The organism is Myxococcus sp. CA040A, from assembly GCF_013336725.1.
Taxonomy (GTDB): Bacteria; Myxococcota; Myxococcia; order Myxococcales; family Myxococcaceae; genus Myxococcus; species Myxococcus llanfairpwllgwyngyllgogerychwyrndrobwllllantysiliogogogochensis.
The window spans coordinates 597,649-622,280 of record NZ_JABUMR010000001.1 but is presented as its reverse complement, the minus strand read 5'-3'; the positions used below and the strand labels follow the sequence as shown (position 1 = coordinate 622,280).

The following is a 24,632-nucleotide window of genomic DNA, read 5'->3' as shown; positions in this document are numbered from 1 at the left end:
GGCTAGTAATTCCGGAGATCGTCTTCGTCGATGGACGGCCGCTTCTTCTTCTCGTCTTCCTCGCGCTTGCGCTTCTCCTCTTCCTCGCGCTTGCGCTTGGCCTCCGACTCCTCCTCCTGCTTGCGGCGATCCTCCAGTTCGCGGCGCTGGCGCTCCACCTCTTCACGCCGCTTGCGCAGTTCCTCTTCGCGCTGGGCGGCCTCGTCGTCCTTGGAGCGGCGCGTGTCCTGCGAGCGCGTCGTGGGCGGCGGGGTCGGCTCGCTCACCGGGGGCGGCGGGGTCGTCTTCGTGGCGGGAGCCGCGGGCGTCGTCTTCGCGGGAGAGGCCGCGGGCGTCGTCTTCGCCGGGGGCGGCGGAGGCGGCATGGGCAGCGACTCGCCCACGGGCCTGGTGCCCTTGGGGGGCGGAGGCATGCTCAACGAGTCGCTCTTGGAGTCGGCCTTGGGCGGCGGCGTGGCACGCGAACGCTTGGGTGCGGGCGCCGGCGCGGGGGTGGGCTTGGAGTCACCGCCACCGCTGCCGCCACCGGAGAAGGCAAAGTAGCCGCCGAGGCCCGCGGCGACCGCGCCCGTGAGCAGCCCGATGTCCGCGACCAGCGCGTACGTCTTGCCCGTGTCCTTGAAGTCCTGTGCCCGAGGGCTCGTCTGCGGCGCGCGTCGGAAGTCATCCTCCTTCGAGGACGCCTCCATGCCGAAGTAGATGCCGCCCGCCAAGAGCGCCACGCCAGTAGCCATCAGCACGTAGCCCAGCGTCTTGCGGTTGGAGCCACCGCCGCTCGCGAAGTGGGTCACCGGCTTGTTGCCGGCGAGCCGGGCCGTGTCCGCGCCCACCAGCGAGGACAAGAGCGCGTCGGAGCCCGTCGCCATGGTCTCGCCCGCGGGAACCGGTCCCAGCGCGTAGGCCAGGTTGTGTCCGTCCGCGACGTCGAGCCGGAGGCCCGTCACCTGGAGCGGAGCGGTGCCCGTGCCACCGCGAACCAGCAGGGCCAGCACCTGGGACACGCCCGCGAGCGTGCCCAACTCGCGCAGGGCCAGGTCACGCTCCGGCCCCTCCGGCTTGCGCACGATGCGCTCGGTCAGCGTCTGGAGCGCACGCATGGACGCGGCGGGAGCCAGCGTGAGCGTCGTCTCGCCCTCGCGTGCCCGGCGCTGCTCCACCTCGAAGCCCGGCGCCATCACCGTCACGTAGTGGTCCGCGGGCGTCAGCCCCTTGAGGTCCACCGGCGACACGCCGCGGAACTGGCCGTCCACGTACACCTGCGCGGGCACGGGCTCGGTGCGCACCGACAGCGTCGCGGTGGAGCCGGCCAGCGCCGCCTTGCGCTCCTTGTCCACGAAGGCCATGTCGTCCGGCGGGAAGAAGTTGGGCGAGAACTGGGCGCGGGGGTCCACCGCCAGCACCGCGCGAATCTCCAACTGCGCCGCCGTGCCCTCGCCGTTGGCCACCTGCGAGGCCGCCTTCATCACCCGGGCGCGGCTCAGGTCGCCGAAGTTGCGCGACAAGTCACTCGCCTCGAACGCGCGCGCGGCCGCCTCGAACTGCTGGAGCGCCTTCTGCGTGTCCAGCTCGTCATACGCCGTCTGGCCGTCCTTCATGGCCGACGCACCCTCGGCGGCCTTCGCCTCGCGCGCCGCCTTGCCCTGCGCGTCCAGCGCGTCCGACAACCGCACCAGGTCCAGCCGTCCGGAGCGTGCCACCGACTGCTCCGCCCAGTACGCCAGCCGCGCCGCCTCCGTTCGTGATGTCGCATCCAGCGAGATGGCCACCACCGTCACGGAGGACGGTGAGGCGGTGGGTACTGCTCGGGGAGTCAGTCGGAGGGGGAGGCTCGACTGCGCGGCGGCGGGGCCGACGGCCAGCATGCCCACCAACCACCCGCTGAGGGCCGCGTGCATCGCGCGATTGCTCGAAGGTCGCATCACTCGTTCACCTTTGTCCGCCCGCCATCAAATGGAGGTCTCGCCGAAATGCAAGGGGGAAGGTGTCTTCAACGACCCTCGGCGCGAGCCGGAGGGCGCCCCGAAGCGGCGCTGAGGCCGTTGAGATACTCGAGGGCGACCTTGAGCGGATAGTCCTTGAGGGCTGCGGTGGCGTCCCACGGCGCGAGGTTCTCGGGCAGGCCGCGAGGCGCGGAAGAGGACGACTCGGAGGTAGAGGTGGACTCGGCGCGGAAGTGACGCTGGAGGTCCTTCTCGCGTGGCGTCTCACGGCCCGGCTTGCCACCCGGCTCGTCTGGCACGACGTAGTCGGGGGTGATGCCCCGCTCCTGGATGCTGCGGCCCTTGGGTGTGTAGTAGCGGGCGATGGTCAGCTTCAAACCGGAGCCGTCCTCCAGCTCGATGACTGTCTGCACACTGCCCTTGCCGAACGTCTGCGTGCCCAGGACGGTGGCGCGGCCGTGGTCCTGGAGCGCGCCGGCCACGATTTCGGACGCGGACGCGCTGCCCGCGTTGACCAGCACGACGAGGGGGTAGTTCTTCTCCGTGTCGCGGTCCTTGCTGCGCTCCTCGGTGGAGTTGCGACCGTCACGTCCCCGGGTGGAGACGATGGGCAGGTTGCCCGGCAGGAAGCGGTCACTCACCGCCACCGCCTGGTCCAGCAGGCCGCCCGGGTTGTTGCGCAGGTCGAGCACCACGCCGCGCAGCTCCTTGCCACCGTTGAGGCCGCGCAGCCTGTCGAGTTCCTTGCGCAGGTACAGGTCCGTGCGCTCCTGGAAGTTCTTCACCTTGACGTGGCCGAAGCCGCCGTAGAGCTCGCTCTCCACGGAGACGATGCGGATGTGGTCCCGGATGATGGCGATTTCGCGAGGCGCGCTGAAGCCGTGCCGCAGGATGCTCAAGAGCACGCGTCCCCCCGCGGGCCCTCGCATCTTCTGCATGGCCCGCCCCACGTCCATGCCCCGCGTGCTCTCGCCGTCGATGCCCACCAGCTCGTCGCCCGCCTTGATTCCCGCTCGCGCCGCCGGCGTGTCGTCGATGGGAGCCACGACGACGATGCGGTCGTTCTTGCGCGCGATTTCGATGCCCAGCCCACCCCACTCGCCCGAGGTGTCGATCTTCATCTCGCGGAAGACCTCCGGCGGCATGAAGACGGTGTGCGGGTCCAACGTGTCGAGCATGCCCTGGATGGCGCCGTAGATGAGCCGCTCCTGGTCCGGCCCCTCCACGTAGTTGTTCTCCACGTACGACAGCACGCGAGCGAAGGTCTCCAGCTGTCGGTAGGTGACGTCGTCCTTCTCCGCCCGTACCGCGCTGGAAGCGGAGGACCGCACAGCCGCGTCCTTCTTCTCTTCCGCGGCCGAGGGCCCTGACAGGAGGAGGAGCGCGGCCAGCGCCGCGCGCCATGGCTGGTGGAGACCCGTCACGTCGGTACGTCCTTTCGCGGTGAGGCTCGAAGGGCGTCCCAGTCTATACCCGGCCCTCAGAGGCTCGACGCATCCGCGAAGCGCACCAGGTGCGACACCAGCTCGTCCGGACGCTCCATCTGCGGCACGTGCCCGAAGCCCTGCACCACCCGCACCTGGGCGTGCGCCGGCAGGTGGGCGCGGAACCAGTCCAGGGAGCGTGACGGCAACAGCCGCTCGCTGCCCCCCCAGAGGAACAGCACCGGCATGGACAGCTTGCGCACCGCTTCTGGCTCCAGGCTGAGCCGGGTGGACATCGCCTCGGCGGTGAGGGCCTTCACGGTGGGTGTGTCATAGAAGCGGCGCAGCTCTGTCGCCAGGAGCAGCGCGGGCAGCGGGGCCTGGTGGAACAGGCGCCTCGTGAAGGCGCGGGCCTCCGCGGGCGTGCCCACCTTGAAGGAGTTGAGCAGGGCGGTGCTCTCCTCCACCGGCAGCTCCGCTCCCGCCGGAGCCACCAGCACCAGCGCGCGCACCCACTGGGGATACTCCGACGCGAGGCTCACCGCCATCGCTCCGCCCAGCGAGTTGCCGACGACGAAGGCCGGCTCCTTCACCTCCTGCTCCACGAAGGCGCGCAGCACCTCGAACTGGTTGCGCACGCAGACCTGCCCACCGCAGTACTCGGTGGAGAAGCCGTGTCCTGGCAGGTCGGGCGCGACGACTCGCGAGAAGCGCTTCGCCAGGCCGAAGAAGGTGCGGCCGAAGCCATTGGCCGAGCCGCCCAGTCCGTGCACCAGCACCACCGGCGGCCCCTTCCCCTGCCCCTTCAGCGAGTAGAAGTGCACCGACTGCCCCCCGACATCGACTGTCGAGGACTGGACACCTCGCGCCACCAGCACGCGCCGTACCGCCTTCTGCATTCCGCCCATGAGGTCCATGCGCTCGCCTGCTCCTCTCGTGGTGGGAGTCTGTTGCCTCAGGATAACAAGGCGCGAATCGTTTCGCCGCAACGCGTCATGGCACAGGGGCCAGCCAGGGCCCGGGGTCGACGGCCTGCCCGGACTTTCGGACCTCGAAGTAGAGGTACGAGCCCTTGAGCGAGCCCGTGTCTCCCACTTCGCCCACCACCTCGCCGGTGGCCACGGCGGCGCCCAGCTCCAGGGCGATGACGGACAGGTGGGCCATGAGCGTGTGGTAGCCGTCGCCGTGGTCGACGATGAGCAGGTTGCCGTAGCCCCGCAGCGAGCCCGCATAGACGACGGTGCCATCGGCGACGGCGACCACGGGCGTCCCGGTGGCGGCGCGGATGTCGAGCCCCTTCTGCACGGTGACGGTGTTGAAGCGCGGGTTGACGACCTTGCCGAACGCCACCTCGATGATGCCGCGCGTGGGCTGGGGCAGCTTGCCGCGCAGGGCTCCGAAACCATGCGTGGCGGGGGCTTCCTTCAGCTCGCGCACCACCTGGGTCAGCTCCGCGTCCGCCTGCTCCAGCTCCTTCACCGCGCGACGGGCCAGCTCGGCCTCGCCCGCGAGCGAGCCCACCACTTCCTCGAGCGCCTCGTGCTGCGCGCGGGCCAGCCGCTCCTGCTCCTGGAGGAAGGTGACCCGCGCGGCGAGCGAGGTCTGGAGCCGCTTCAGCTCGAGCGTGGACTGCCGTTGTAGGTGCGCCACGCGCTGCACGCCGCGCAGCAGGTCCAAATCGCCCGACATGCTCGCCTCCAGCGCGCGGGCCCGCCACACCAGCGCGGCGAAGTCCTCCGCCGACAGGAGCACCTCCAGCGGCCGCCGTCGCATGACGCGGTAGAGGGTGCGCAGCCGGGGGGACAGTCGCCGCAGTTGCACGCGCAGCGCCTCGCGCAGCAGCACCTCCTCGCGCTCGGCCAGGATGACGCGCTTGCGGAACACCGCGAGGTCCCCCTCCAGGGCCCGCACGCGCCGCCGGGAGAAGGCGACCATCTCCTCCATCAGCTCCAGGCCCTCGAGCACCGTGAGCTTCTTCGACTCGACGAGCGCCAGCGTCGCGCGCTGGGCGGCGAGCTTCTCGCGCAGCGCGGACTGCTCCGCCTCCTCCAGCTTCTGCGCGTGCGCGGGGAGGCCGGCCAGCACCAGCGCCAGGGTGAGGACGAAGGAGCGGCTCATACGCGCAGGAAACGCCCCACCGCGACGAAGCTGCCGCCCAGCCCCAGGCCGCACCCCGCGCCCACCAATTCCAGCACCAAGCGCGGCTCCACCCACGGCGCGGCGACACCCGGGCCCAGGAGGAACGCGAACAGCGAGCCCAGCGTGGGCCCCACCAGCCGACCGAAGGCCCACAACCCGAGCAACGCCACGCCCGCGCCGAGCAACCCCTGAAGCAGTCCCTCCAGCAGGAAGGGCGCCTTGACGAAGCGGTCCGTGGCGCCGACCAGCTTCTGGATTTCAATCTCCTCGCGCCGCGAATAGATGGCGAGCTGGAGCGTGGCCGCGACGATGACCACGGTGGCGCCCAGCACGACGACGAAGGCCACCAGCGCGCCGAAGCGCAGGGCCCGGGCGATGGCCGTCAGTCGCTCCACGGCCTGCTCTCCGTAGTCCACGCCGGACACCCCGGGCAGCGCGCGCAGCTCCTTCGCCAGGGCCTGGAGCGCCTCGGGCGTGCGCTGCTCCGGAGGAACACGCAGCTCCAGCGCCGCGGGCAGCGGGTTCTCCGGCAGCTCCGACAGGGCCTCGCCCAAATCGCCCAGCTCGGTGCGAAGCCGCTCCAGCGCGGCATCCGGAGGCACCAGCGTCACCTGTCCCTGGCTGAGCTCCTCGACGCGGGCGCGAACGCCATGCGCCTCGTCCTGTCCCAGCTCCGGTGCCAGATACACCGTGACTTCGACTTCGCCGCCCAGCGACGCGAGCAGGTTGTCCAACACGCGCGCACTGCCCCGCGCGAGCCCCGCGGAGAACAGGGCGATGGCGATGGTGGTCACCGCGATGAAGTGCACGAAGGGCGAGTGTTTGAGCCCCACCGCCGCCGAGCGCCAGAAGTACCGCGTCTTCGCCAGCGCGCTCATACCACCATCCGTCGCGCCGCCTTGACGCCGTCCTCGTCGGAGACAATCTGCCCGCGCTCCAGGCCCACCGTGCGCTTCTGGTAGCGCGACAGCAGCGTGGCGTCGTGCGTGGCCACCACCACCGTGGTGCCTCGGATGTTCACCTGGGTGAGCAGGTCCATGATTTCGACGGTGAGCGCCGGGTCCAGGTTACCGGTGGGCTCGTCCGCCAGGAGGATGGTCGGGTCATTCACCAGCGCCCGCGCGATGACCACGCGCTGCTGCTCTCCACCGGAGAGGCGCAGGGGGAACGAGTCCGCCTTGTGCTCCAGCCCCACCAGCTTCAGCATCCGCCGCACCTTGTCGCGCGCTTCCGTGCGCGGCACGCCCAGCACGTCCAGCGTGAAGGACACGTTGTCCTCCACCGTCCGGTGCGGCAGCAGCTTGAAGTCCTGGAACACGACGCCGATGTTGCGGCGCAGGTACGGCACGGCGGACTCGCGGATGCGGGCGATGTTGCGGCCCCCCACCAGAATCTGCCCCTTGGTGGCTTTCTCCGCGCAGAAGATGAGCTTGAGCAGCGTCGTCTTCCCCGCGCCGGAAGGGCCCGTGAGGAACACGAACTCGCCCTTCTCCACACTGAGGTTGATGTCCGAGAGCACCGGCGGATCGCCGGGATACGCCTTGTAGACGTGGAAGAATTGAATCATGGCGCGGCGCGGGAGAGCGCCAACCTACCACGGCCGGGCGGGAGCGCCCCACGCACGCCGGGCCGCAGGCGGGCTTTCCCCTCCCACCCCCGGCGCCACCTGTGCGACGGTGCCACGCCTTATGAGCGAGCAGGCCGTGCGGCGTGCGACAACGGGACAGTGGGTGGGACGCATCGCCGGGCCCGTGGCCGCCGCCCTCATCTACGGGATTCCCTCCGGTCTCCACACCCTGCCGGGCCTGGACCACCGCCCCGCCGCCGCGGCCGCCGTCGCCGCGTGGATGGCCCTCTGGTGGTTCACCGAGGCCGTCCCCATGGCATGGACGGCGGTGCTCCCCGTGGCGCTCTTTCCACTGCTGGGCGTCTTCGACACGGACAACGTCGCCGTCGCGGTGGGACGCGCCACCCTGCCCTTCCTGGACCCCTACATCTTCCTCTTCATGGGCGGCATGGCCCTGGGCGCGGGCATGGAGCAGTGGGGCCTGCACCGGAGAATCGCCCTGCTCATCATGCGCGCCGTCGGCACCGGGCCGGAGCGGCTGCTGTTCGGCATGCTCGCGGCCACCGCCGCCGTGTCGCTCTGGATTTCCAACACCGCCACGGCGGTGATGATGGTGCCCATTGGCATGGCGCTGCTCTCCCAGCTCCGCGCCGCGGAGGGACGCCCCCTGGAGCACTTCGGCGCGGCGCTCATGCTGGCCGTCGCGTACGGCTCCAACATCGGCGGCATCGGCACCAAGATTGGCAGCCCCACCAACTCCGTCTTCGCGGGCGTGGTGTCGCGCCGGCTGGGCACCGACGTGGGCTTCGTCGAGTACATGGTCGCGGCCCTCCCCTTCGTCCTCATCTTCCTGCCGCTGACGTGGGCGGTGCTGTGGAGGTGGGCCCGTCGCGACAAGATGGGACCCGGCCAGGGCGGGGACGTCATCGACCGCGAGCTGGCCCAGTTGGGCCCCCTCTCACGGGGGGAGCGCACGGTGGGCCTCGTCTTCTTCGTGGCGGCGCTGTTGTGGATTTTCGGCGACCCGCTGCGCCAGATGCTCGCTGGCCCCGTGGCCCACGCCTTCAACGGCTTCAAGCTGGGGGGCAAGCACTACGAGGCCATGGTGGCGATGGTCGGCGCGCTGACGCTGCTCGTACTGGGGCGTCTGTCCGTGGCGGCCCTGCGGCGCGTGCCCTGGGACACGCTGCTCCTGCTGGGCGGCGGCTTCGCGCTGGCGGCGGGCATCGAGGCCAGTGGCCTGGCCTCGTGGATGACCTCACGGCTGTCCGGCCTGGAGTCGCTGCCAGTCCTGGTGCAGCACGGCGTGGTCGCCAGCGCCACCATCCTGCTGTCGGCCATCGCCTCCAACACGGCCACGACGAACGTCATGCTCAACGTGTTGCCCGCCTCGCGGCCCCTGCTGGCGGTGAGCACTTTCGCGGCCTCGTGCGACTTCGCCCTGCCCGCGGGCACGCCGCCCAACGCCATCGTCTTCGGCAGCGGCGTGGTGCGCCTGCCAGTGATGATGCGCGTGGGAGTGCTGCTGGACCTGCTCGCCGCCGCGGTGCTCACGGTGTACGGAGCCACGTGGGTGCAGTGGGTGCTGCCCTAGTCTGGAACTGTCGACTGGCCGACACCGCGCTCCCGGGGCGAGACGCCACCGGGGAGTCGCGGGCTACTGGTCGCCTTCTCCGGCGAGGTAGCTGAGGATGACCTCGTCGAGGCTCTTCTCGGAGATGAGGTCCTCTCCGAACAGCGTCTCGACGCCGACCTCGTTGATCTTCGGCTTCTCCTTCAAGGCGCGAGCAGCGGCGACCTCGGGGGGAAGCGCGGGAGGCAGGGGCGCGACGGGAGCGACGACGACCGGCTTGGGCGCCATCGGCTGGCCGGGCTGCAGCTTCGCGTGGGCCTGTTCAGCCTCCGAGGCCAGCTGACCGGGCTGATAGTGCCGGACCGTGGACTCGAAGTTGTCGTACACGTTGTTGATGAGGTTGCGCAGCATCTCCTTGTGCTGCTCCTCCATCAACTCACGGACGACCTCCGCCAGATTCTCCGCGTTGAGGATGTCCGAGTAGGACGTCTTCTTGGACGCGAGGATGTTACCGCCCACGAACAGGTGGGTGATGATGTGGGGATTGTTGACGCCCGAGTCCTCGGTCTGGACGTGGTAAACCTTCCCCTTGTGCTTGATGTTGTGGTTGAAGCCGGTGACGGCCTTCTCGAAGGTTTTCGTCATTGCCGAGTGGGCGGACCGTACCAGCCGCTTCCCCACGACACAAGGTAAGCGTCAACCCCGCATGTCGCGCCAGGGGAGCCTGGCCGCTGACCCCGCGCATTTCTCGCGGACGACGCCCGCCTGCCATGCAGCCCACCCTTCATGTGAGAACGCGACCCCGGTCCGTTGAAAAGCCGAAAGCGGCTGGGGTACGTACAGAACATGCGGTGCGGTGGTCAGCGGCGCCAACGTCCAGGACTCCACGGATGAAGAAGACGAACGAGATCAAGAACAAGGTTCGCCTCCAGGACGCCCAGGTCCTGGCCGGAGGCTACTCACCCGCCATCCGCGCCATGGAGATTGGCGCCATCGTCAGCTTCATCGCGCTGGAGCTGTTCCTGGTGTACCGGCTCTACAACAACCCGCATGGCGGCCCGTGGCTGCTCCTGGGCGCGGTGCTGTTGGGCTACCTCGCCGCGGACTTCGTCTCCGGCTTCGTCCACTGGATGGGCGACACGTGGGGCTCCACGGAGATGCCGATTCTGGGCAAGGCCCTCATTCGCCCGTTCCGCGAGCACCACGTCGACGAGAAGGCCATCACCCGCCACGACTTCGTGGAGACCAACGGCAACAACTGCCTCATCTCCCTGCCCGTGGCCGTGGCCGCGGTGTCCATGCCGCTGAGCAGCTCTGGCTGGGTGTTCTGCGCCAGCTTCCTGGGCGCGATGATCTTCTGGGTGATGGCGACCAACCAGTTCCACAAGTGGTCGCACATGGACTCGCCGCCGGCCATCATCGGCTTCCTGCAGCGCGTGCACCTCATCCTGCCGCCGGCGCACCACCGCATCCACCACACCGCGCCCTTCAACAAGTACTACTGCATCACCGTGGGCTGGCTGAACTGGCCGCTCAACCTGGTGCACTTCTTCCCCCTGGCGGAGCGCCTCGTGACGCGTGTCACCGGCCTGGTGCCGCGCGAGGACGACATCGGTGACGAGGCCGCCCGCGCGCTCGTGGAGGCCCAGGTCGCCGCCGAGGCTCCCGTCGTCCAGGCCGCCAAGGAGCTGCTCACCAAGGCCACCACGCCGGAAGAAGCCCCGCCCGCCACGGCCACCACCCGCCCGTCCGCCTGAGCCGGCCCACGGGCGGAAGACGCCCGTGTTCCGATGACTCGAGCGAGGTCCACGCGATGGACCGCCGAGGGGTGAGGCCCGCGTGCCGCGCGGAGCGCCTCCCCCGACGCCAGGGACTCAGAACTTCAGGTCGACCTGCTCGGCGGCATCGATGGGCCGGCCGAGGAACCTCGCCCCCACTTCCATGAAGCGCTCGGGAACGTCGGTCACGTAGTACGCGTGAGACGGGGCACGCGTCGTCGCGGGCGCCAGCAGCTCCTTGCGAGCCAGCAGCGCCGCCACCGCCAGCGCGGTGGCCTCCGCCGAGTCCACCAGCGCGACATGGGGCCCCACCACCTCCGCGATGACTCCCTTGAGCAGCGGGTAGTGCGTGCAGCCCAGGACGAGCGTGTCCACGCCTTCCCGCGCGAACTCCCCCAGATACTCACGCGCCGTCAGCAGGGGCACGTCGCCCGTGGTCCATCCCTCCTCCGCCAGCGGAACGAAGAGCGGACAGGCGCGGGCCTTCACCCGCACCCCGGGGTTCGCCGTCTCCAGGGCGCGCTGATAGGCCCCGGAGCGGATGGTGCCCGGCGTACCGATGACGCCCACTCCGCCGCCTCGCGTGCGCTCCAGGGCCGCCTGGGCTCCTGGCTGGATGACGCCCACCACCGGCACCGGCAGCGCCGCCTCCAGCGCGGGCAGGGCCGCGGCGGAGGCCGTGTTGCACGCCACCACCAGCAGCTTGATGCCGCGCTCCAGCAGGAACTCCGCGTTCTTCAGCGAGTAGCGCGTCACCACCTCGCCGGACTTGGTGCCGTAGGGCACCCGGGCCGTGTCCCCCAGATACACCGTGCTCTCGTGGGGGAGGTGCTCCATGAGTGACTTGAGGACCGTGAGCCCTCCGACACCTGAATCAAATACGCCAATGGGACTGTGGCTGCCTTGCCGCATGTCCGGTGTCCCTATCACGTTTGATGCCAACGACACGGGCTCCCCCGCAACGCGAAGAGGGCCGAGGCGCGTGGCCCCGACCCTCTTCTTCACCCCACGAGCAAGCGGGCTCGACTACGGGAACAGCGACACCAGTGCGGCGCTACTCGCTCCCGGGAACACGTGGCCGTCGACATTGATGAACACGCTGTCGTTCACCGAGAAGTACTCCGTGCCGTTGCCCGCCTTCGCGTACATCTCCACCTCGTAGCGGCCCGGGCGGAGGAACTCGTAGACCACCGGCGCGTCGTTGCAGCCGTGCCGGTCACCGACGATGCCGTACACCAGCTCCCCAGTGAAGACATCGCGGAAGTTGATGGCCACCTCGGTGATGCCCGCCTGCGAGCAGCTCAGCGCGGAGCCACCGGCGCGCAGCTCCCACTTGATGGACGCCCCGCCAATCACCCACATCGGGGCCAGCACCTGCTTCGTCTCGCCGGACTGAATCGAGAACTGCGCGCTGTAATAATACCAGGGACGGTTCTGCCCATCGACGGCCACCAGTTGCAGGTCATGGTTGCCGGGGTTCAGCGTGGGCGTGGTGACGCTGGCGCCCGAGCTTCCCTCCAAGCAGCTGAAGCGGACCCACGCGCCCCCATCGATGCGGGCCTCCACGTGCGTCACGCCGGCCTGCCCGCAGCCCAGCCTGCTCGACCCCTCCACGAACTCCCAGCGGATGGTGGCGCCGCTGCTCGTGGTGCGAAGGGTGGCGGTGTATGACGTCGGCTCGCCGTAGCGGGTGGAGAACCGCCCGCTGTGGGCGTACAGCGTGCGCTGCTGCGAGTCGAGGGCGACCAGCTCCAGGTCGTGCTCACCCGGGTCCAGGTACGGCGTCTTCACGCTGTTGCCGCCATGCCCCGCCGTGCAGTCGAAGCGCGCCCACTGCCCGCCATCCACCCGGGCATCCACGAAGGCCACACCCGCCTGGTTGCAGTTCGGGTTGCCGCTGCTGGAGTTCGCCGGAAACAGCCAGTTCACGTACGCGAAGGACGGCGGGGCGCCCAGCGGCGCGAGGTCGATGCTCACCGTCACGTCGCCATCCACGCGGAAGGTGCCGCTCGCCTCGTAGAGCACCTCGTTGGTGTAGCTGATCGCCTCCACGTTGAAGCTGTAGATGCCCGGCGCGAAGTCGTGGAGGACGATGCCGTCGAAGCCGTTGGCCTGACACGCGTATTGGCCGTCGTTGGCCAGCCGCTCGCCGGGAATTGTGATGTTGACGCCCTTGATGTCGCGGTCCTCGTCGCAGCGCAGTCCGCCGAAGGTCCAGCGGAACGTCGCGTCGCCCGGGTAGATGGGCTCGTCGTAGTCGTCTTCGCCGTGGATGATGCAGCCGGTGGAGACCGCCGCCAGGCAGAGGAGAGCGACCAGCAGTCTGGAGTTCATGGGGGGCAACCTGTCCGTGGGGTGTTGAGGTGTTCGGCCCGTTTCAGTCACCTCTGACGACCCTCTCCGGGAATTATTCATCCGTACGGCCAAGCAACTTCAAGCAGGCAACCGGCCCCCGTCCCCGTTTGTTTGACCCAGTTGTAGCGGAGTGTTACGCGCTCCACCTCATGACGCCCCACCTGCCCCTGGCGCTTGGCGCCATGAACTACGTGGAGATCATCCGCGACGCTTCCTTCATCGAGCTGGCCGTCCTGCTGCTCCTGATGGGTGTCTCCGTGGCTTCCTGGGCCCTCATCGCCATGAAGGCCACCCAGCTCGCCAAGGCCCGCGCACAGTCTCTCACCTTCCTCGACACCTTCTGGAAGGCGTCCCGGCTGGAGGCCATCTACCAGACGGCCCAGAAGCTCGACGCCTCGCCCCTGTCCAAGGTCTTCTGCGCCGGCTACGAGGAGCTGTCCAAGCTGGCCCAGGCCAAGGAAGGCGGCGCCGAGGGCGCCATGGCGGAGCGGCTGGGCGGAATCGAGAACGTGGAGCGCGCGCTGATGCGGGCCTCCACGTCGCAAATCACGGAGCTGGAGGCGCGGGTGTCGTTCCTGGGCACCGTCGGCGCGGCCTCACCCTTCGTGGGCCTGTTCGGCACCGTCATCGGAATCCTCAGCGCCTTCAATCAAATCGCCGAGCAGGGCAATGCGACATTGGCCACGGTGGCGGCGCCCGTGGGCAACGCGCTGTTCGCCACGGCGGCGGGCCTGTTCGCGGCGATTCCGGCAGTGGTCGCCTACAACTCGTTCGTCAGCCGCATCAAGGTGTTCGACACGGAGATGTCGAACTTCTCCGCGGACTTCCTCAACATCATCAAGCGTCACTTCTTCCGCTAGGCGGGCGCGACCATGGGAATGGGCGGAGGCAATCGCAGTGGTGGCCGCACCACGATGAGCGAGATCAACGTCACGCCCATGGTGGACGTGATGCTGGTGCTGCTCATCATCTTCATGGTGACCGCGCCCCTCATCCAGCAGGGCGTGAAGGTGAACCTGCCGGAGACCAAGGCCGCGCCCGTGGAGGCCACGGAGAAGAAGGTGGTCCTCTCCATCGACGCGGGCAAGAAGGTCTACATCGGCGACGCCGAGGTGCCCCTGGAGGAGCTGGAGGCGAAGCTCGCCGCCAACGCCAAGGTGCAGGCCGATAAAGAAGTGTTCCTCCATGCCGACCGGGACGTGCCCTACGGCACCGTCGTGGAGGTCATGGCGGCCGCGCAGCGGGCGGGCATCAACAATGTGGGGATGATCACGGACCCTTCGACAGGGGCCAAGACGTCCAACACCTCGTCGACCTCGAAGAAGCCGAAGGAGGCGAAGCGCTAGCCCATGCACTCCGCGGTGAGCCACAGCCTGCTCGTCAATCGCTCCGCGCGGGTGTCGCCGTTCGTCATCGCGTCGGTGGTGGGGCACATCGCCCTGCTGCTCGCCGCGGTGCTGTATGCGCGCTTCAACGCGTCGCCCCCGGTGGACCTCACGGCGCAGCCCATCCGCGCAACGCTGGTGCGCCTGGGCAAGCCCCGCGACGCCAAGCTCCTGCCGCGCAAGGAGCAGCCGCCACCGCCGCCCAAGCAGGTGGACGCGCCCAAGCCCGCGCCTGAAGCGCCGCCTCCGCCGTCCTCCGCCGCTGTCGCGGTGCCCATCCCCGGCGTCAAGCCGGAGCCCTCCTCCGCGCCCAAGCCCACGCCCGTGAAGGGTGAGAAGGAAGGCGAGGACCGCCGCAAGCGGCTCTTCGGCGCCTTCGACAAGACGGCCAAGGCGTCGCCGGATGAAGAGCCCGAGGGCGCCGAGGATGGAGACGCGGACGGCGACTCGGCCACCGCCGAGGGCGAGCGCTACTTCGGGATGCTCCAGGCACAGGTGCGGCGCAACTACAGCGTCGCGGACACCATCCCCGAATCGGAGCGCCTGCACCTCAAGGCGCTCGTCGCGCTGCGCCTGGGCCGCTCGGGCGAGGTGCTGGACGTGAGCCTCACCAAGCCCAGTGGCAATGATTTGTTCGACGCGGCGGTCCTCAACGCCGTGCGCAAGGCCTCACCCTTCTCGCCTCCTCCCGACCACCTCCGAGACGCGCTGCAGAAGAACGGCGTCAACCTGATGTTCAACGCCCTATGAAAGCCCTGCTCCTCTCCCTCGTCCTCGTGCCGCTCGCGGCATTCGCCCAGACGCCGACCATCGAAATCTCCGGCGCCAACTTCCGCCCGCTGCCCGTGGCGGTCCCCGCGCCCATCACCCAGAACGAGGGTGCCAAGGCGCAGGCCAACACGTTCGACACGGCGTTCAACTTCGACCTCGTGGCCTCCGGCATCCTCCAGGTGCTGGACCGCAAGAGCTTCACGGCCGACCCCAAGGAGGGCATGGCCGCCGGCACCATCACCTTCAGCCGCTGGGCGGACGTGGGCGCCGAGGCGCTCGTCAAGGTGTCGCTCGCGGACGACGCGGGCACGCTGCGCGGCGAGCTGCGCCTGTTCAACGTGGGCACCGGCCGCGAGGACCTCAAGGTCGCCAAGGACGCGCCGGCCAACAACCCGTCGCTGCTGGCCCACCGGCTGGCGGACGCGCTGTACCGGCACTTCACCCGCGAGCCCAGCCCCTTCCTGTCGCGCATCACCTACGTGCGCAAGGCGGGCAACAACCGCGACGTGGTGGTGGCGGACTGGGACGGCGGCAATCCCGTGTCGCTCACCAAGGGCGGCATCAACATCCTCCCCTCGCTGAGCCAGGACGGCGCGCAGGTGGCGTACACGTCCTACCGGAAGAACCGGCCGGACATCTGGGTGCAGCGTCCGGGTGGCGAAGCCCGCTCGGTGGTCTCCGCCGGGCAGATGGCCACCGGTGGCGCCTTCTCTCCGGACGGCAAGCGGCTGGCGTACTCGCTGGCCGAGGGAGAGAGCGCGCAAATCTACGTGTCCGGCGCCGACGGCAGCGGCGCGAAGGCCATCACCGACACGCCCTACGGCCTCAACACCAGCCCCGCGTGGTCGCCCGACGGCAAGCGCATCGCCTTCGTGTCCAACCGCGGCGGCAGCCCTCAAATCTACATCATGGGCGCGGATGGCTCGGGCGTGCGGCGCCTCACCTTCCAGGGCAACTACAACCAGACGCCGGACTGGTCTCCGCGCGGCGACCTCATCGTCTTCACCGCGCGCGACGAGCGCAACGCGTTCGACCTGTTCACCATCCACGTCGAGTCGGGCAAGGTGACGCGCCTGACGCAGGACCAGGGCAACAACGAGGAGCCCGCCTTCTCGCCCAACGGTCGGCTGGTGCTCTTCTCCACCACCCGGGCAGGCGGCTCGCAGCTGTTCGTGATGACGGCGGACGGCAACAACCAGCTCCCCCTCCGGGCGGAGAAGGGCACGCTGTTGACGCCCGACTGGGCGCCGCTCGCGGACGCGCAGCCGTAGGACTCGTGGCGCGTTGACAGGGGGCGCGTGCTCGGGTCCAGTTCCCGCGCATGAGCGCCCCCTTCCGTTCCCACTGGGGACTGGACCCCGAGGTCCTGTTCCTCAACCACGGCTCCTTCGGAGCGTGCCCCACCGCCGTGCTCCAGAAGCAGTCGGAGCTGCGCGCGCGCATGGAGGCGGAGCCCGTCCGTTTCCTCCACCGCGAAATCGAGCCGCTGCTGGACGAGGCCCGGGGAAAGCTCGCCGACTTCGTCGACGCGGATGCGGAGGACGTGTCCTTCGTCGCCAACGCCACCAGCGGCGTCACCACGGTGCTGCGCTCGCTGCGCTTCGAGCCGGGTGACGAGCTGCTCACCACGGACCACGAATACAACGCCAGTCGCAACGCGCTGGACTTCGTCGCGGCGCAGTGGGGCGCGAAGGTCGTGGTGGCGAAGCTCCCCTGGCCCGTGACTTCCGCGCAGTCCATCGTGGACGTGGTGCTCGCGCATGTGACGCCCCGCACGCGCCTGTTCCTCGTGGACCACGTCTCCAGCCAGACGGCGCTGGTGATGCCCCTGGCCCGGCTCATCTCCGAGCTGCGAGCCAGGGGAATCGAGACGCTGGTGGACGGCGCGCACGGGCCCGGCATGGTGCCCCTGTCGCTGCGCTCGCTGGGCGCGGGCTACTACACGGGCAACTGCCACAAGTGGCTGTGCGCTCCCAAGGGCGCGGCCTTCCTCCACGTGCGCCGCGACCTGCAGGAGGGCATGACGCCCCTGGCCGTGAGCCATGGGCGCAACTCGCCCCGCACGGACCGCTCCCGCTTCCGGCTCCTCTTCGACTGGACGGGGACCATGGACCCCACCGCCGCGCTCTGTGTCCCGGAAGCGCTGCGAGTGGTGGGTGGCCTGCTACCCGGAGGCTGGCCCGAGGTGATGGCGGCCAACCGGAGCAAGGCCCTGGCCGCGCGCGCACTGCTGTGCGAGCGGATGAAGACCGCCCCCGCCTGCCCCGAGGACATGGTGGGCAGCATGGCGGTGGTCACCCTGCCCGCGGGCTACCCGGAGCAGCCCGAGCCGCCCCTCTACCTGGACCCGGTCCACCTTCGCCTGTTCGACGAGTACCGCATCGAGGTGCCCATCGTCGCCTGGCCCAAGCCGCCCCACCGTCACGTCCGCGTGTCCGCGCAGCTCTACAACACGCCGGAGGAGTACCGGGCGCTGGCGGATGCTTTGGAAGCGCTCCTGCGTTGAGTAGGCTTGCGCGCATGCCGCGATTCGCCACCATCGATATCGGTACCAACTCCGTGCTGTTGCTGGTCGCGGAACGCACGGCGGAGGGCCGCTTCGAGGCCATCCGGGAGCGCGCGGAAATCACCCGGCTGGGCCGTGGCGTGGACGCCACCCGTCGGCTGTCGGCGGAGGGCATGGAGGCCACGCTTTCGGTGCTGAAGTCCTTCGCGCGCGAGGCGCGGGAGCTGGGCGCGGAGGACATCGCGGTGTCCGCCACCAGCGCGGCACGCGACGCGAGCAACGGCGCGGAGTTCCTCTCCGCCGCGAAGGAGCGCGCGGGCGTCACGGTGGAAATCATCTCCGGGCAACTGGAGGCGCAGCTGTCCTTCGCCGCGGTGTACTCGGACTTCGCGGGCGAGGCGGCGGGGCCCCTGCTGGTGCTGGACATTGGCGGAGGCTCCACGGAGTTCATCTTCGGCAACCCCGCGGGCCACGTGGAATTCCGGCACAGTTTCGACGTGGGCGCGGTGCGGCTCACCGAGCGCTTCGTGCGCTCCGACCCGATGTCCTCGGAGGACCGGGCGCGCATCGAGTCGCACCTGCGCGACACCTTCAAGACGCTGCCCCCTCCACCTCCCGCCTCGGGGCTGGTGGGCGTCGCGGGCACGGTGACGACGCTGTACGCGGTGCGACACGCCATCGACCCGTATGACGCGGAGCGGGTGCATGGCGGCACGCTGTCCGTGGGCGAGCTGACCGCGCTGGCGGACCGGCTGTGCCAGTTGCCACTGGAAGAGCGCAGAGCGCTGCCGGGCATGCAGCCCAAGCGCGCGGACGTCATCCCCGCGGGCGCCATCATCCTGTTGGAGTCGGTGAAGGCCCTGGGATTGGACGGCTGCCGCGTGAGTGACAGGGGCTTGAGGTGGGGACTGCTCGCGCACCGCTTCGGAGCCGGGGCGGCCCGGTCATGAGCACGTCTTCCGTGAGCCTCTCCCCTTCCCCGACCACCGCGCCCATCGCTCCCGCGGCGAATGCCGGCTACGCGCTGCTCGTCCTCACGCTCATCAACCTGGTCAACTACCTGGACCGGTACATCGTCGCGGTGGCGCTGCCGGGCATCCAGAAGGAGTTCGGCATCAACGACACCCAGGCGGGGCTGCTGGGCACCATGTTCATCGTGGTGTTCATGCTGGCTTCCCCGGTGGGCGGCTTCCTGGGTGACAGGTATCCACGCCGGCTGCTGGTGGCGGGCGGGGTGTTGCTGTGGAGCCTCGCGACGGGGGCGAGTGGACTGGCCACGTCCTTCATCGCGTTGCTCGTCGCGCGCGCGGTGATTGGCATCGGCGAGGCGGGCTATGGCGCGGTGGCGCCGAGCATCATCTCGGACCTGTACCCGCGCGAGCAGCGCACCCGGATGCTCGCGTTCTTCTACATCGCCATTCCGGTGGGCGCGGCGGCGGGCTACGGGCTGGGTGGGTGGCTGACGCAGGCGTATTCGTGGCACGTGGCCTTCTTCGCGGGAGGCGTGCCGGGCCTGATTCTGGGGGCCCTGGCCTTCTTCATGCCGGAGCCGAAGCGCGGGGCCATGGATGGTCCGGACGCGGCGGCGAAGCTGCCCTTCATGGTGGGGCTCAAGGGGCTGGGTCGCAACGCGGCCTTCTGGGCGGTGACGGCGGGCTACACGCTGATGACGTTCTCCATCGGCGGACTGGGCTTCTGGATGCCGACCTATCTGGTGCGCGAGCGAGGGATGGCGGCGGACAGCTCCGGCTTCATCTTCGGCGCGATTACGGCGGTGGCGGGCCTGCTGGGGACGGTGGCCGGTGGATGGCTGGGCGACAAGATGGACCGCAAGCGCGAGGGTGGTGGACTGTCGATGTCCGGCATCGGCCTCTTGCTGGCGGCGCCGTGCATGTACCTCGCGGTCAACCTGAAGGACGTGGGACCCGCGCTCGCGGCGATGGGCGTGGCGCAGTTCCTCATCTTCCTCAACAGCGGCCCCATCAACGCCGCCATCGTCAACTGCGTGCCACCCGCGTTCCGCGCCTTCGCCATGGGGCTGAACGTGTTGTGCATCCACCTGCTGGGGGACGCGATTTCGCCCACGCTCATCGGCAACATCGCCGACGCGGCGAACCTGCGCACCGCCATCGCCGTGAATGCCCTGCCCGTGCTGCTGGGCGGAGTGGCCCTGCTCATCGGCGCACGGCTGTTCCGCGAGGCCGTGCCGAGAGAGCGCGTTACCGCCTGACAGTGGCGTCTACCTTCGGCCGGTACTCTTCCGCCAGTCGCTCCACCTCCGCGGCCAGCCGCTCTCCGTCGGAGAGCAGCAGGGCCTTGAGGCGCGCGCGGTTGCCCAGCGTGAAGAACACGTCGATGTCCCGCCGGAGCACGTCCCAGCGCTCCGCGAAGTAGAGCGTGAACAGCGCCAGGGGCGGCACGATGAGGAAGGTCGGGAGCGCCCAGAAGGTGCCCCCCCACAGTCCCGCGGCGACAGTGAGCGCGGCCCACCACACGAGCGCCACGACGAAGGCCGTGAGGAACTTCACCGTCGCCTGCACGTCGAGTTCGGCCTTGCGGCTGGCCACCCTGGGCACCTGGTAGGGCACCCAGAAGAGCACGAGTCCCAGCGCGAAGAGCGGCAGGCCGAACACCAGCGCCAGCAGGTTCTTCACGACGAAGGGGACGACGTTGCCTGTGCGGTAGACGAGCGCGAGGTCCTTGGGCCCGTCCGCATGCACCAGCGCGAGACGACGCTGGAAGGACGCGAGATGGGTGCGCACGTCCTCGAACCGCTCGGGCTCCTGGGCGCGGAACAGTTGCACCCCACGCGCCCACAGGCGCAGCCGCTCCGCGTCCAGCGTTCCCCCCTGCTTGAAGGAGAAGAGCTGCTCGGCGAGTTGCACGAGCGGCAGGTCCGCCCACTCTTCCAGGTTGAGCGTCACGGCGCGGAGCCCCTCCGCGATGCGCTCGGTCAGGGCGCGCACGGAATCAGGTTCCGAGGCGGCATCCGCGGAGAGGAAGGTGGCGACTTCGATGGCGGGGCCCACGTCGATGAGCACCTCACTGCGGAAGACGTGCTTCTCCGCGTAGGTGAGGCCCACGGGAACGATGCGCACCGGGGCGCCCTCCTTCGCGGCACTCAGCGCGATGCGCGAGGCCCCCGTCTTCAGCTCCGCCAGGCCAGGCTCGGAGTGGCTCTTGCCCTCGGGAAAGATGGTGATGGCGCGGCCTTGCACGAGCGCGCCCTTGGCGGCGTCGAGCGTGCCCTCGTTGCCTCCCATCTTCGTCGGGTCATCCTGCTTGCGGTACACGGGCAGCGCATCGAGTCCCTTGAGCAGCCAGCCGAGGACGGGCATGCGGAACAGCGGCGCCTTCGCCAGGAACGTCACCTTGCGGCGCGTGAGGATGAAGACCAGGGCCGGGTCGATGAGGCCATTGGGGTGGTTGCCCACGAACAACACCGGGCCCTCCGGCTCGGCGCCGGGTGCATTCACCTTCACCCGGTAGAAGAGTCGCAGACACACCGCCACCACGGCCCGGACGCACGCGTAGAACACGTCCCGGACTGTACCTCACGGGAGGGCGCGACAGCTCACGGGTACTGGTCCACGACGAGGATGACGCCCGTGTTGTCCTGCACGACGGAGAAGCCCTTCATCGGGCTCGGGTAGGCAATCAGCCCCTCGCCGTCACGGTCCCACCGCGCATCCAGCAGGATGCCGCAGAACGGCACCGACATCGCGCCGCTCTCCGGCAGGAACACCCGGTCATAGCGACCGAACACCCGGTGCTTCGTCACGTACAACCGTCCACCGATGCGCGCGCCGGGCAGCTTCTTCTCCCCGTCGTCCCGAGGCAGCGCAATCACGAAGCTGTAGTTGTACCGGGCGGGACCTGGGTGGTCCTGGATGGCATCGACGATGACAGGGACCTTGTCCCCTGGCTTCAGCCCCAGCCGCTCCATCTGGACGAGCGCGCCCTTCGGACACGTCCCCTCCGGAGGCATCCACTTGGGACGCTCCGGCTTCATCGCCGCGTCCTCCGTGTGGCCGCACCCCACCCCCCACCCCACCACCACCAGCGCCGTCAGCCATGCGGACCCGCGCATCCCGCCTCCTCAGAACGTACCGATGCTGAAGTGGAACTGCGTCCGCGCCTCGTTCACTTCCTCATCCGGGTCCAGGTTGAAGCCCACGTCGAACGCCAGCGGGCCCACCGGCGTCACGTACCGCAGGCCCACGCCCGCCGCGTAGCGCAGTCGCTCAAAATCCAACCGCGTCCGGTCCAACCACAGGTTGCCCGCCTCGAGGAACAGCCCCAGGTCCAGCGACGTGAGCGCCGGCACCCGCAGCTCCGCCTTGCCCAGCGTGAAGAGCTCACCGCCCTGGCTCCCCGGCACCTGCCCCGCGAGCACCGCCTTCAGCTCTCCCGAGCACCCCGACGGGCTGATGAGTGAGCGGCAATCCCGCAGCCGCTGATGCAGCGCCTCGCGCACGTCCTCCGGCAACACACCGTCCTCGCGGAAGCCGCGCAGGCTCGACGAGCCCCCCAGATAGAACAACTTCGAGCCGATGGTCTGCGCGCCCGGCTCCAGCGGGACGATGGTCCCCGCGCGCGCCGACAGCGCCAGACTCGCCCTGCGTCCCAGGGGGATGTAGCCACTCAGGTTGCTCGCCAGCTTCACGCTGTTGATGGGGAACGCCGCCACGGCATTGCCCGCCACGTCCGTGGGCTTCACGCTGATGCCTCGCGTGAGCTCCGCGCTGCTGATGAGCACCAGGCCGCGCCGGGGATTCGCCGGGTCGTCCCGGAAGTCGAGGGTGATGGACGGCCGCAGCGAGTGCAGCGCGAAGTCGCCGTAGGGGTAGCGCAGCCGCTCCTGGTCGGCGCGGTTGAGCAACTCCAGCACGCCCGCGCGCGAGCGCAGCCGGTTGTTCTCCACTTCGTACGACAGCGAGGCGTTGAACCAGGACGTCACCGCCCAGTCGAGCGCCGCGGCCGCCGCGAATCGCGCGGACACGTACGAGGGCCGGTGCACGCGCTCGGCAATCAAATCCAGTCGCGCGCCCACTTCGAACGGCAGCAGGAAGTACAGGCGCGGCTGCGACAGCGCCAGGTTGCCACGACCTCCCAGGCCCGCCAGCCCCTGAAGCTCCACGTCACAGCCCGCGGAGGCCGCGCCTCCGGACTGCTGACAGGCGATGCGACGGTCCGCGGACAGCGCCTCCGCGCTCCAGCCCGCGTAGTTCACCTTCCCGCGCGCCAGCAGGCTCAAGCCCAGCCCATCGAGATTGCGATACGTCGTGTCCAGGGTGATGCGAGGACCATCGACGAGGAAGTAGCCACCGGAGACCTGCCCATCCAGGCGCGGCCGCTCGTGCACCGTCACCACGATGTCCTTGGACGGCTCGCGGCGAGTCGGGTCCGCGAGCGAGACATCCACCTGTCGGAACAACCCCAACCGGGCCAGTCGACGCTGGCCCTCCGTCAGCGCCTCCAGCGCGAGCGGCTGCCCTTCCTCCAGGTTGAGGTTGGCCATGATGAGGTCCGGGTCCGTGCGCGTCAGCCCCTGCACCAGCACCTTGCCCACCTTCACCTGGGGCCCCGCGTCCGCGCGGAACACCACCGTCGCCGCCCGTCCGTCCTCTCCAACGGACGACTCCGTGGTGACGCGGGCGAAGAGATATCCCTGCTGCCCCAGCCCTCGCTCCAGGGACAGGCGCGCCGCCTCCACCGCCTCGAAGCTCAGGGGCAGGCCCTTGTGCACCCCCACCCCCGCCCCCGTCGAGAGCCGCGCCGTACCTTCCGGCAGCCCCTCGTAGCGGACCTCCGTCACGCGCGCCTGCGGCCCTTCCTCCACGTCGAAGTCCGCCACCGCCGTCCGCGTGCGCGCATCCACCGTCAGCCCACGGAACACCACGGACGAGGACAGGAAGCCCCGCTCGCGGTACGCCTCGTTCATCGCCTCCGTCGCCTCCAGCCACGCCTCTTCCACGTAGACCGTGGACGGGTCCGGCACGGGCTCCCTCGCCGCGGCGCGACGGCCATGGCGACCCTCCGCGTCCAGCGGGTCGTCCTGGAGTCGCAGGTCCAGCTCCGGCTGGAGCTCGCCCGCGCGAATGCGCTCCGCGAGGAACTCCCTCAGCGTCCCCGAGCCGAGCGAGGCGTTGCCATGGAAGCGGACCTCGTTGACGCGCAGGGGCTGGCCCTCGTCCACGTCGAAGGCCAGCACGGCCACCTCTCCGTCCGGCCGGACCACCTCGCGCGAGTGCACCTTCGCGTCGTGGAAGCCACGGTGCCGGTAGAAGGACTCCACCCGCCGCGCCAGCCGGCCCGCCACCACCTCGTCGAGCGGCTCCGCGGCGTCATGCGCCAGCACACCCTCCAGAATCTCCGCGGAGAAGCGGTGGTTGCCATGGAAGCGCAGCGAATACCGAGGCCCCGCTGACAGGGGCACCGCCACCGAGGCGGAGCTGCCCTCCACGAGCACCGAGGGCGTGCCCACCTGGGCTCTCCAGTGGCCCGACTCACGCAACAGCGCACGCAACTGGTCCAGCCCCGACTCCAGCCGCGCCCGGTCGAACACGTCGCCCGGCGGCATCGCCAGCACTTCCAGCAGGCGCGGCAGCGGCAGCCCCGGGCTGCCCGAGAAGCTCACCTGTCGCACGCGCGTCGGCTGGCCCTCGGAGACGAGGAGCAACACCGCCACGCCGTCCGTCACCGGCTCCTGCCGCGCCGTCACCTTCACGGAGTCGTAGCCCTTGCGCTGGTACGCCTGGAGCACGGAGGACACCGCCCCCTCCAGCTCCTCGCCGTCCAGGGGGCCGCCCTCCAGGAGGCCGCTGGCATCCAGCAGCTCCCCGTCCGACAGCACCGCGTTGCCTTCGAAGCGCAGCCGCGCGAGCCTCGACACGGGCGTGAGCTGGAACACCAGGCGCACCCCACCGGGCACGTCCACCACGCTCGCCACCACGTCCGCGAAGCGCCCCGTGGCCCACAGTCGCTCCACCGAGCGGCGCACGGCCGCGGGCGTCAGCAACTGGCCCTTGCGCACCGCCACCAGTCCGCTGAGCCCCTGTCCGTCCACACCGCCCGGCAGATGCAGCTCCACGGCCACCACTTCCGGCCCGGGAACGTCGACCTCGCGAAGTTGGGCTCGCGCCAGGCCCGCGCACAGGACGCAGAGCCCCAGTGCCAGCGCCATGGCGGCGC

21 protein-coding genes are annotated in these 24,632 nt (G+C 69.7%); 9 read left to right on the top strand and 12 right to left on the bottom strand.

Translation table 11 applies throughout. The features are described 5' to 3' along the window. Positions 1–2 precede the first annotated feature (2 nt). The 6 genes from HUA75_RS02540 to ftsE form a co-directional block, all read right to left on the bottom strand. Positions 3–1,919: a PEGA domain-containing protein gene (locus tag HUA75_RS02540; protein ID WP_174485442.1), complete on the bottom strand. Its 1,917-nt coding sequence runs from the start codon at positions 1,917–1,919 to the stop codon at positions 3–5. 68 nt (positions 1,920–1,987) lie between these two features. Continuing rightward, the gene (locus tag HUA75_RS02535) at positions 1,988–3,364 is read right to left on the bottom strand and encodes a S41 family peptidase (protein WP_174485441.1); all 1,377 of its coding nucleotides are present in this window, start codon (positions 3,362–3,364) and stop codon (positions 1,988–1,990) included. A 56-nt stretch (positions 3,365–3,420) separates the two neighbouring features. Beyond that, entirely contained in the window at positions 3,421–4,281 is an 861-nt protein-coding gene (locus HUA75_RS02530; RefSeq protein WP_141642857.1) for an alpha/beta fold hydrolase, read from the bottom strand. 76 nt (positions 4,282–4,357) lie between these two features. Then, positions 4,358–5,482 carry a murein hydrolase activator EnvC gene (locus HUA75_RS02525; RefSeq protein WP_174485440.1) on the bottom strand — a complete coding sequence of 375 codons (1,125 nt, stop codon included), beginning with the start codon at positions 5,480–5,482 and terminating at the stop codon, positions 4,358–4,360. Further along, positions 5,479–6,381 carry an ABC transporter permease gene (locus HUA75_RS02520; RefSeq protein WP_141642859.1) on the bottom strand — a complete coding sequence of 301 codons (903 nt, stop codon included), beginning with the start codon at positions 6,379–6,381 and terminating at the stop codon, positions 5,479–5,481. Before HUA75_RS02520 ends, HUA75_RS02525 begins: the two co-directional genes overlap by 4 nt. Next, the gene (ftsE, locus tag HUA75_RS02515) at positions 6,378–7,070 is read right to left on the bottom strand and encodes a cell division ATP-binding protein FtsE (protein WP_174461555.1); all 693 of its coding nucleotides are present in this window, start codon (positions 7,068–7,070) and stop codon (positions 6,378–6,380) included. Before ftsE ends, HUA75_RS02520 begins: the two co-directional genes overlap by 4 nt. A 136-nt stretch (positions 7,071–7,206) precedes the next feature. On the opposite strand from ftsE, the gene HUA75_RS02510 reads away from it, so the two are divergent. Continuing rightward, entirely contained in the window at positions 7,207–8,664 is a 1,458-nt protein-coding gene (locus HUA75_RS02510) for a DASS family sodium-coupled anion symporter (RefSeq protein ID WP_371746041.1), read from the top strand. A gap of 63 nt (positions 8,665–8,727) precedes the next feature. Here HUA75_RS02510 and HUA75_RS02505 read toward each other — a convergent pair whose 3' ends face one another. Beyond that, on the bottom strand, positions 8,728–9,288 hold the full coding sequence (locus HUA75_RS02505) for a nickel-dependent hydrogenase large subunit (RefSeq protein ID WP_141642862.1): 561 nt from the start codon (positions 9,286–9,288) through the stop codon (positions 8,728–8,730). Positions 9,289–9,533: 245 nt separating this feature from the next. Here HUA75_RS02505 and carF point away from each other — a divergent pair, with 245 nt between their 5' ends. Then, entirely contained in the window at positions 9,534–10,400 is an 867-nt protein-coding gene (gene carF, locus HUA75_RS02500; RefSeq protein ID WP_141642863.1) for a plasmanylethanolamine desaturase, read from the top strand. A 117-nt stretch (positions 10,401–10,517) separates the two neighbouring features. Here the strand turns inward: carF and murI are convergent, their stop codons facing one another. Next, the gene (gene murI / locus HUA75_RS02495) at positions 10,518–11,333 is read right to left on the bottom strand and encodes a glutamate racemase (RefSeq protein ID WP_174485438.1); all 816 of its coding nucleotides are present in this window, start codon (positions 11,331–11,333) and stop codon (positions 10,518–10,520) included. Between the two features lie 114 nt (positions 11,334–11,447). Further along, positions 11,448–12,755, bottom strand: a complete 1,308-nt coding sequence (locus HUA75_RS02490) for a hypothetical protein (RefSeq protein ID WP_174485437.1) — start codon at positions 12,753–12,755, stop codon at positions 11,448–11,450. A 170-nt stretch (positions 12,756–12,925) separates the two neighbouring features. Here HUA75_RS02490 and HUA75_RS02485 point away from each other — a divergent pair, with 170 nt between their 5' ends. Genes HUA75_RS02485 through HUA75_RS02455 form a run of 7 tightly spaced genes read left to right on the top strand, consistent with a single transcriptional unit; the run spans position 12,926 to position 19,668 of the window. Continuing rightward, positions 12,926–13,636 carry a MotA/TolQ/ExbB proton channel family protein gene (locus tag HUA75_RS02485; RefSeq protein WP_141642866.1) on the top strand — a complete coding sequence of 237 codons (711 nt, stop codon included), beginning with the start codon at positions 12,926–12,928 and terminating at the stop codon, positions 13,634–13,636. 12 nt (positions 13,637–13,648) lie between these two features. Next, positions 13,649–14,122: a protein TolR gene (gene tolR / locus HUA75_RS02480; RefSeq protein ID WP_141642867.1), complete on the top strand. Its 474-nt coding sequence runs from the start codon at positions 13,649–13,651 to the stop codon at positions 14,120–14,122. A 3-nt stretch (positions 14,123–14,125) separates the two neighbouring features. Then, on the top strand, positions 14,126–14,911 hold the full coding sequence (locus HUA75_RS02475; RefSeq protein ID WP_174485436.1) for an energy transducer TonB: 786 nt from the start codon (positions 14,126–14,128) through the stop codon (positions 14,909–14,911). After that, positions 14,908–16,203, top strand: a complete 1,296-nt coding sequence (locus tag HUA75_RS02470) for an LpqB family beta-propeller domain-containing protein (RefSeq protein ID WP_141642869.1) — start codon at positions 14,908–14,910, stop codon at positions 16,201–16,203. The genes HUA75_RS02475 and HUA75_RS02470 overlap by 4 nt, the downstream gene beginning before the upstream one ends. Positions 16,204–16,253: 50 nt before the next feature. Next, positions 16,254–17,438 (top strand): aminotransferase class V-fold PLP-dependent enzyme, encoded by a 1,185-nt coding sequence (locus HUA75_RS02465; RefSeq protein ID WP_174485435.1) that lies wholly within the window; start codon positions 16,254–16,256, stop codon positions 17,436–17,438. Positions 17,439–17,452: 14 nt separating this feature from the next. Further along, complete coding sequence (locus HUA75_RS02460; protein WP_174485434.1) at positions 17,453–18,388, top strand: Ppx/GppA phosphatase family protein; 936 nt, start codon at positions 17,453–17,455, stop codon at positions 18,386–18,388. Then, the gene (locus tag HUA75_RS02455; RefSeq protein ID WP_174485433.1) at positions 18,385–19,668 is read left to right on the top strand and encodes an MFS transporter; all 1,284 of its coding nucleotides are present in this window, start codon (positions 18,385–18,387) and stop codon (positions 19,666–19,668) included. Before HUA75_RS02460 ends, HUA75_RS02455 begins: the two co-directional genes overlap by 4 nt. On the opposite strand, the gene HUA75_RS02450 is transcribed toward HUA75_RS02455, so the two are convergent. The 3 genes from HUA75_RS02450 to HUA75_RS02440 are packed head-to-tail and all read right to left on the bottom strand — an operon-like array spanning position 19,658 to position 24,624. Beyond that, a complete protein-coding gene (locus HUA75_RS02450) occupies positions 19,658–20,977 on the bottom strand; it encodes a lysophospholipid acyltransferase family protein (protein ID WP_174485432.1) in 1,320 nt (439 codons plus the stop codon). The two genes, HUA75_RS02455 and HUA75_RS02450, sit on opposite strands and share 11 nt — an antisense overlap. A gap of 35 nt (positions 20,978–21,012) precedes the next feature. Further along, complete coding sequence (locus HUA75_RS02445; protein WP_141642874.1) at positions 21,013–21,528, bottom strand: hypothetical protein; 516 nt, start codon at positions 21,526–21,528, stop codon at positions 21,013–21,015. A 9-nt stretch (positions 21,529–21,537) separates the two neighbouring features. Beyond that, on the bottom strand, positions 21,538–24,624 hold the full coding sequence (locus HUA75_RS02440) for a POTRA domain-containing protein (protein WP_174485431.1): 3,087 nt from the start codon (positions 24,622–24,624) through the stop codon (positions 21,538–21,540). Between the last annotated feature and the right edge of the window lie 8 nt (positions 24,625–24,632).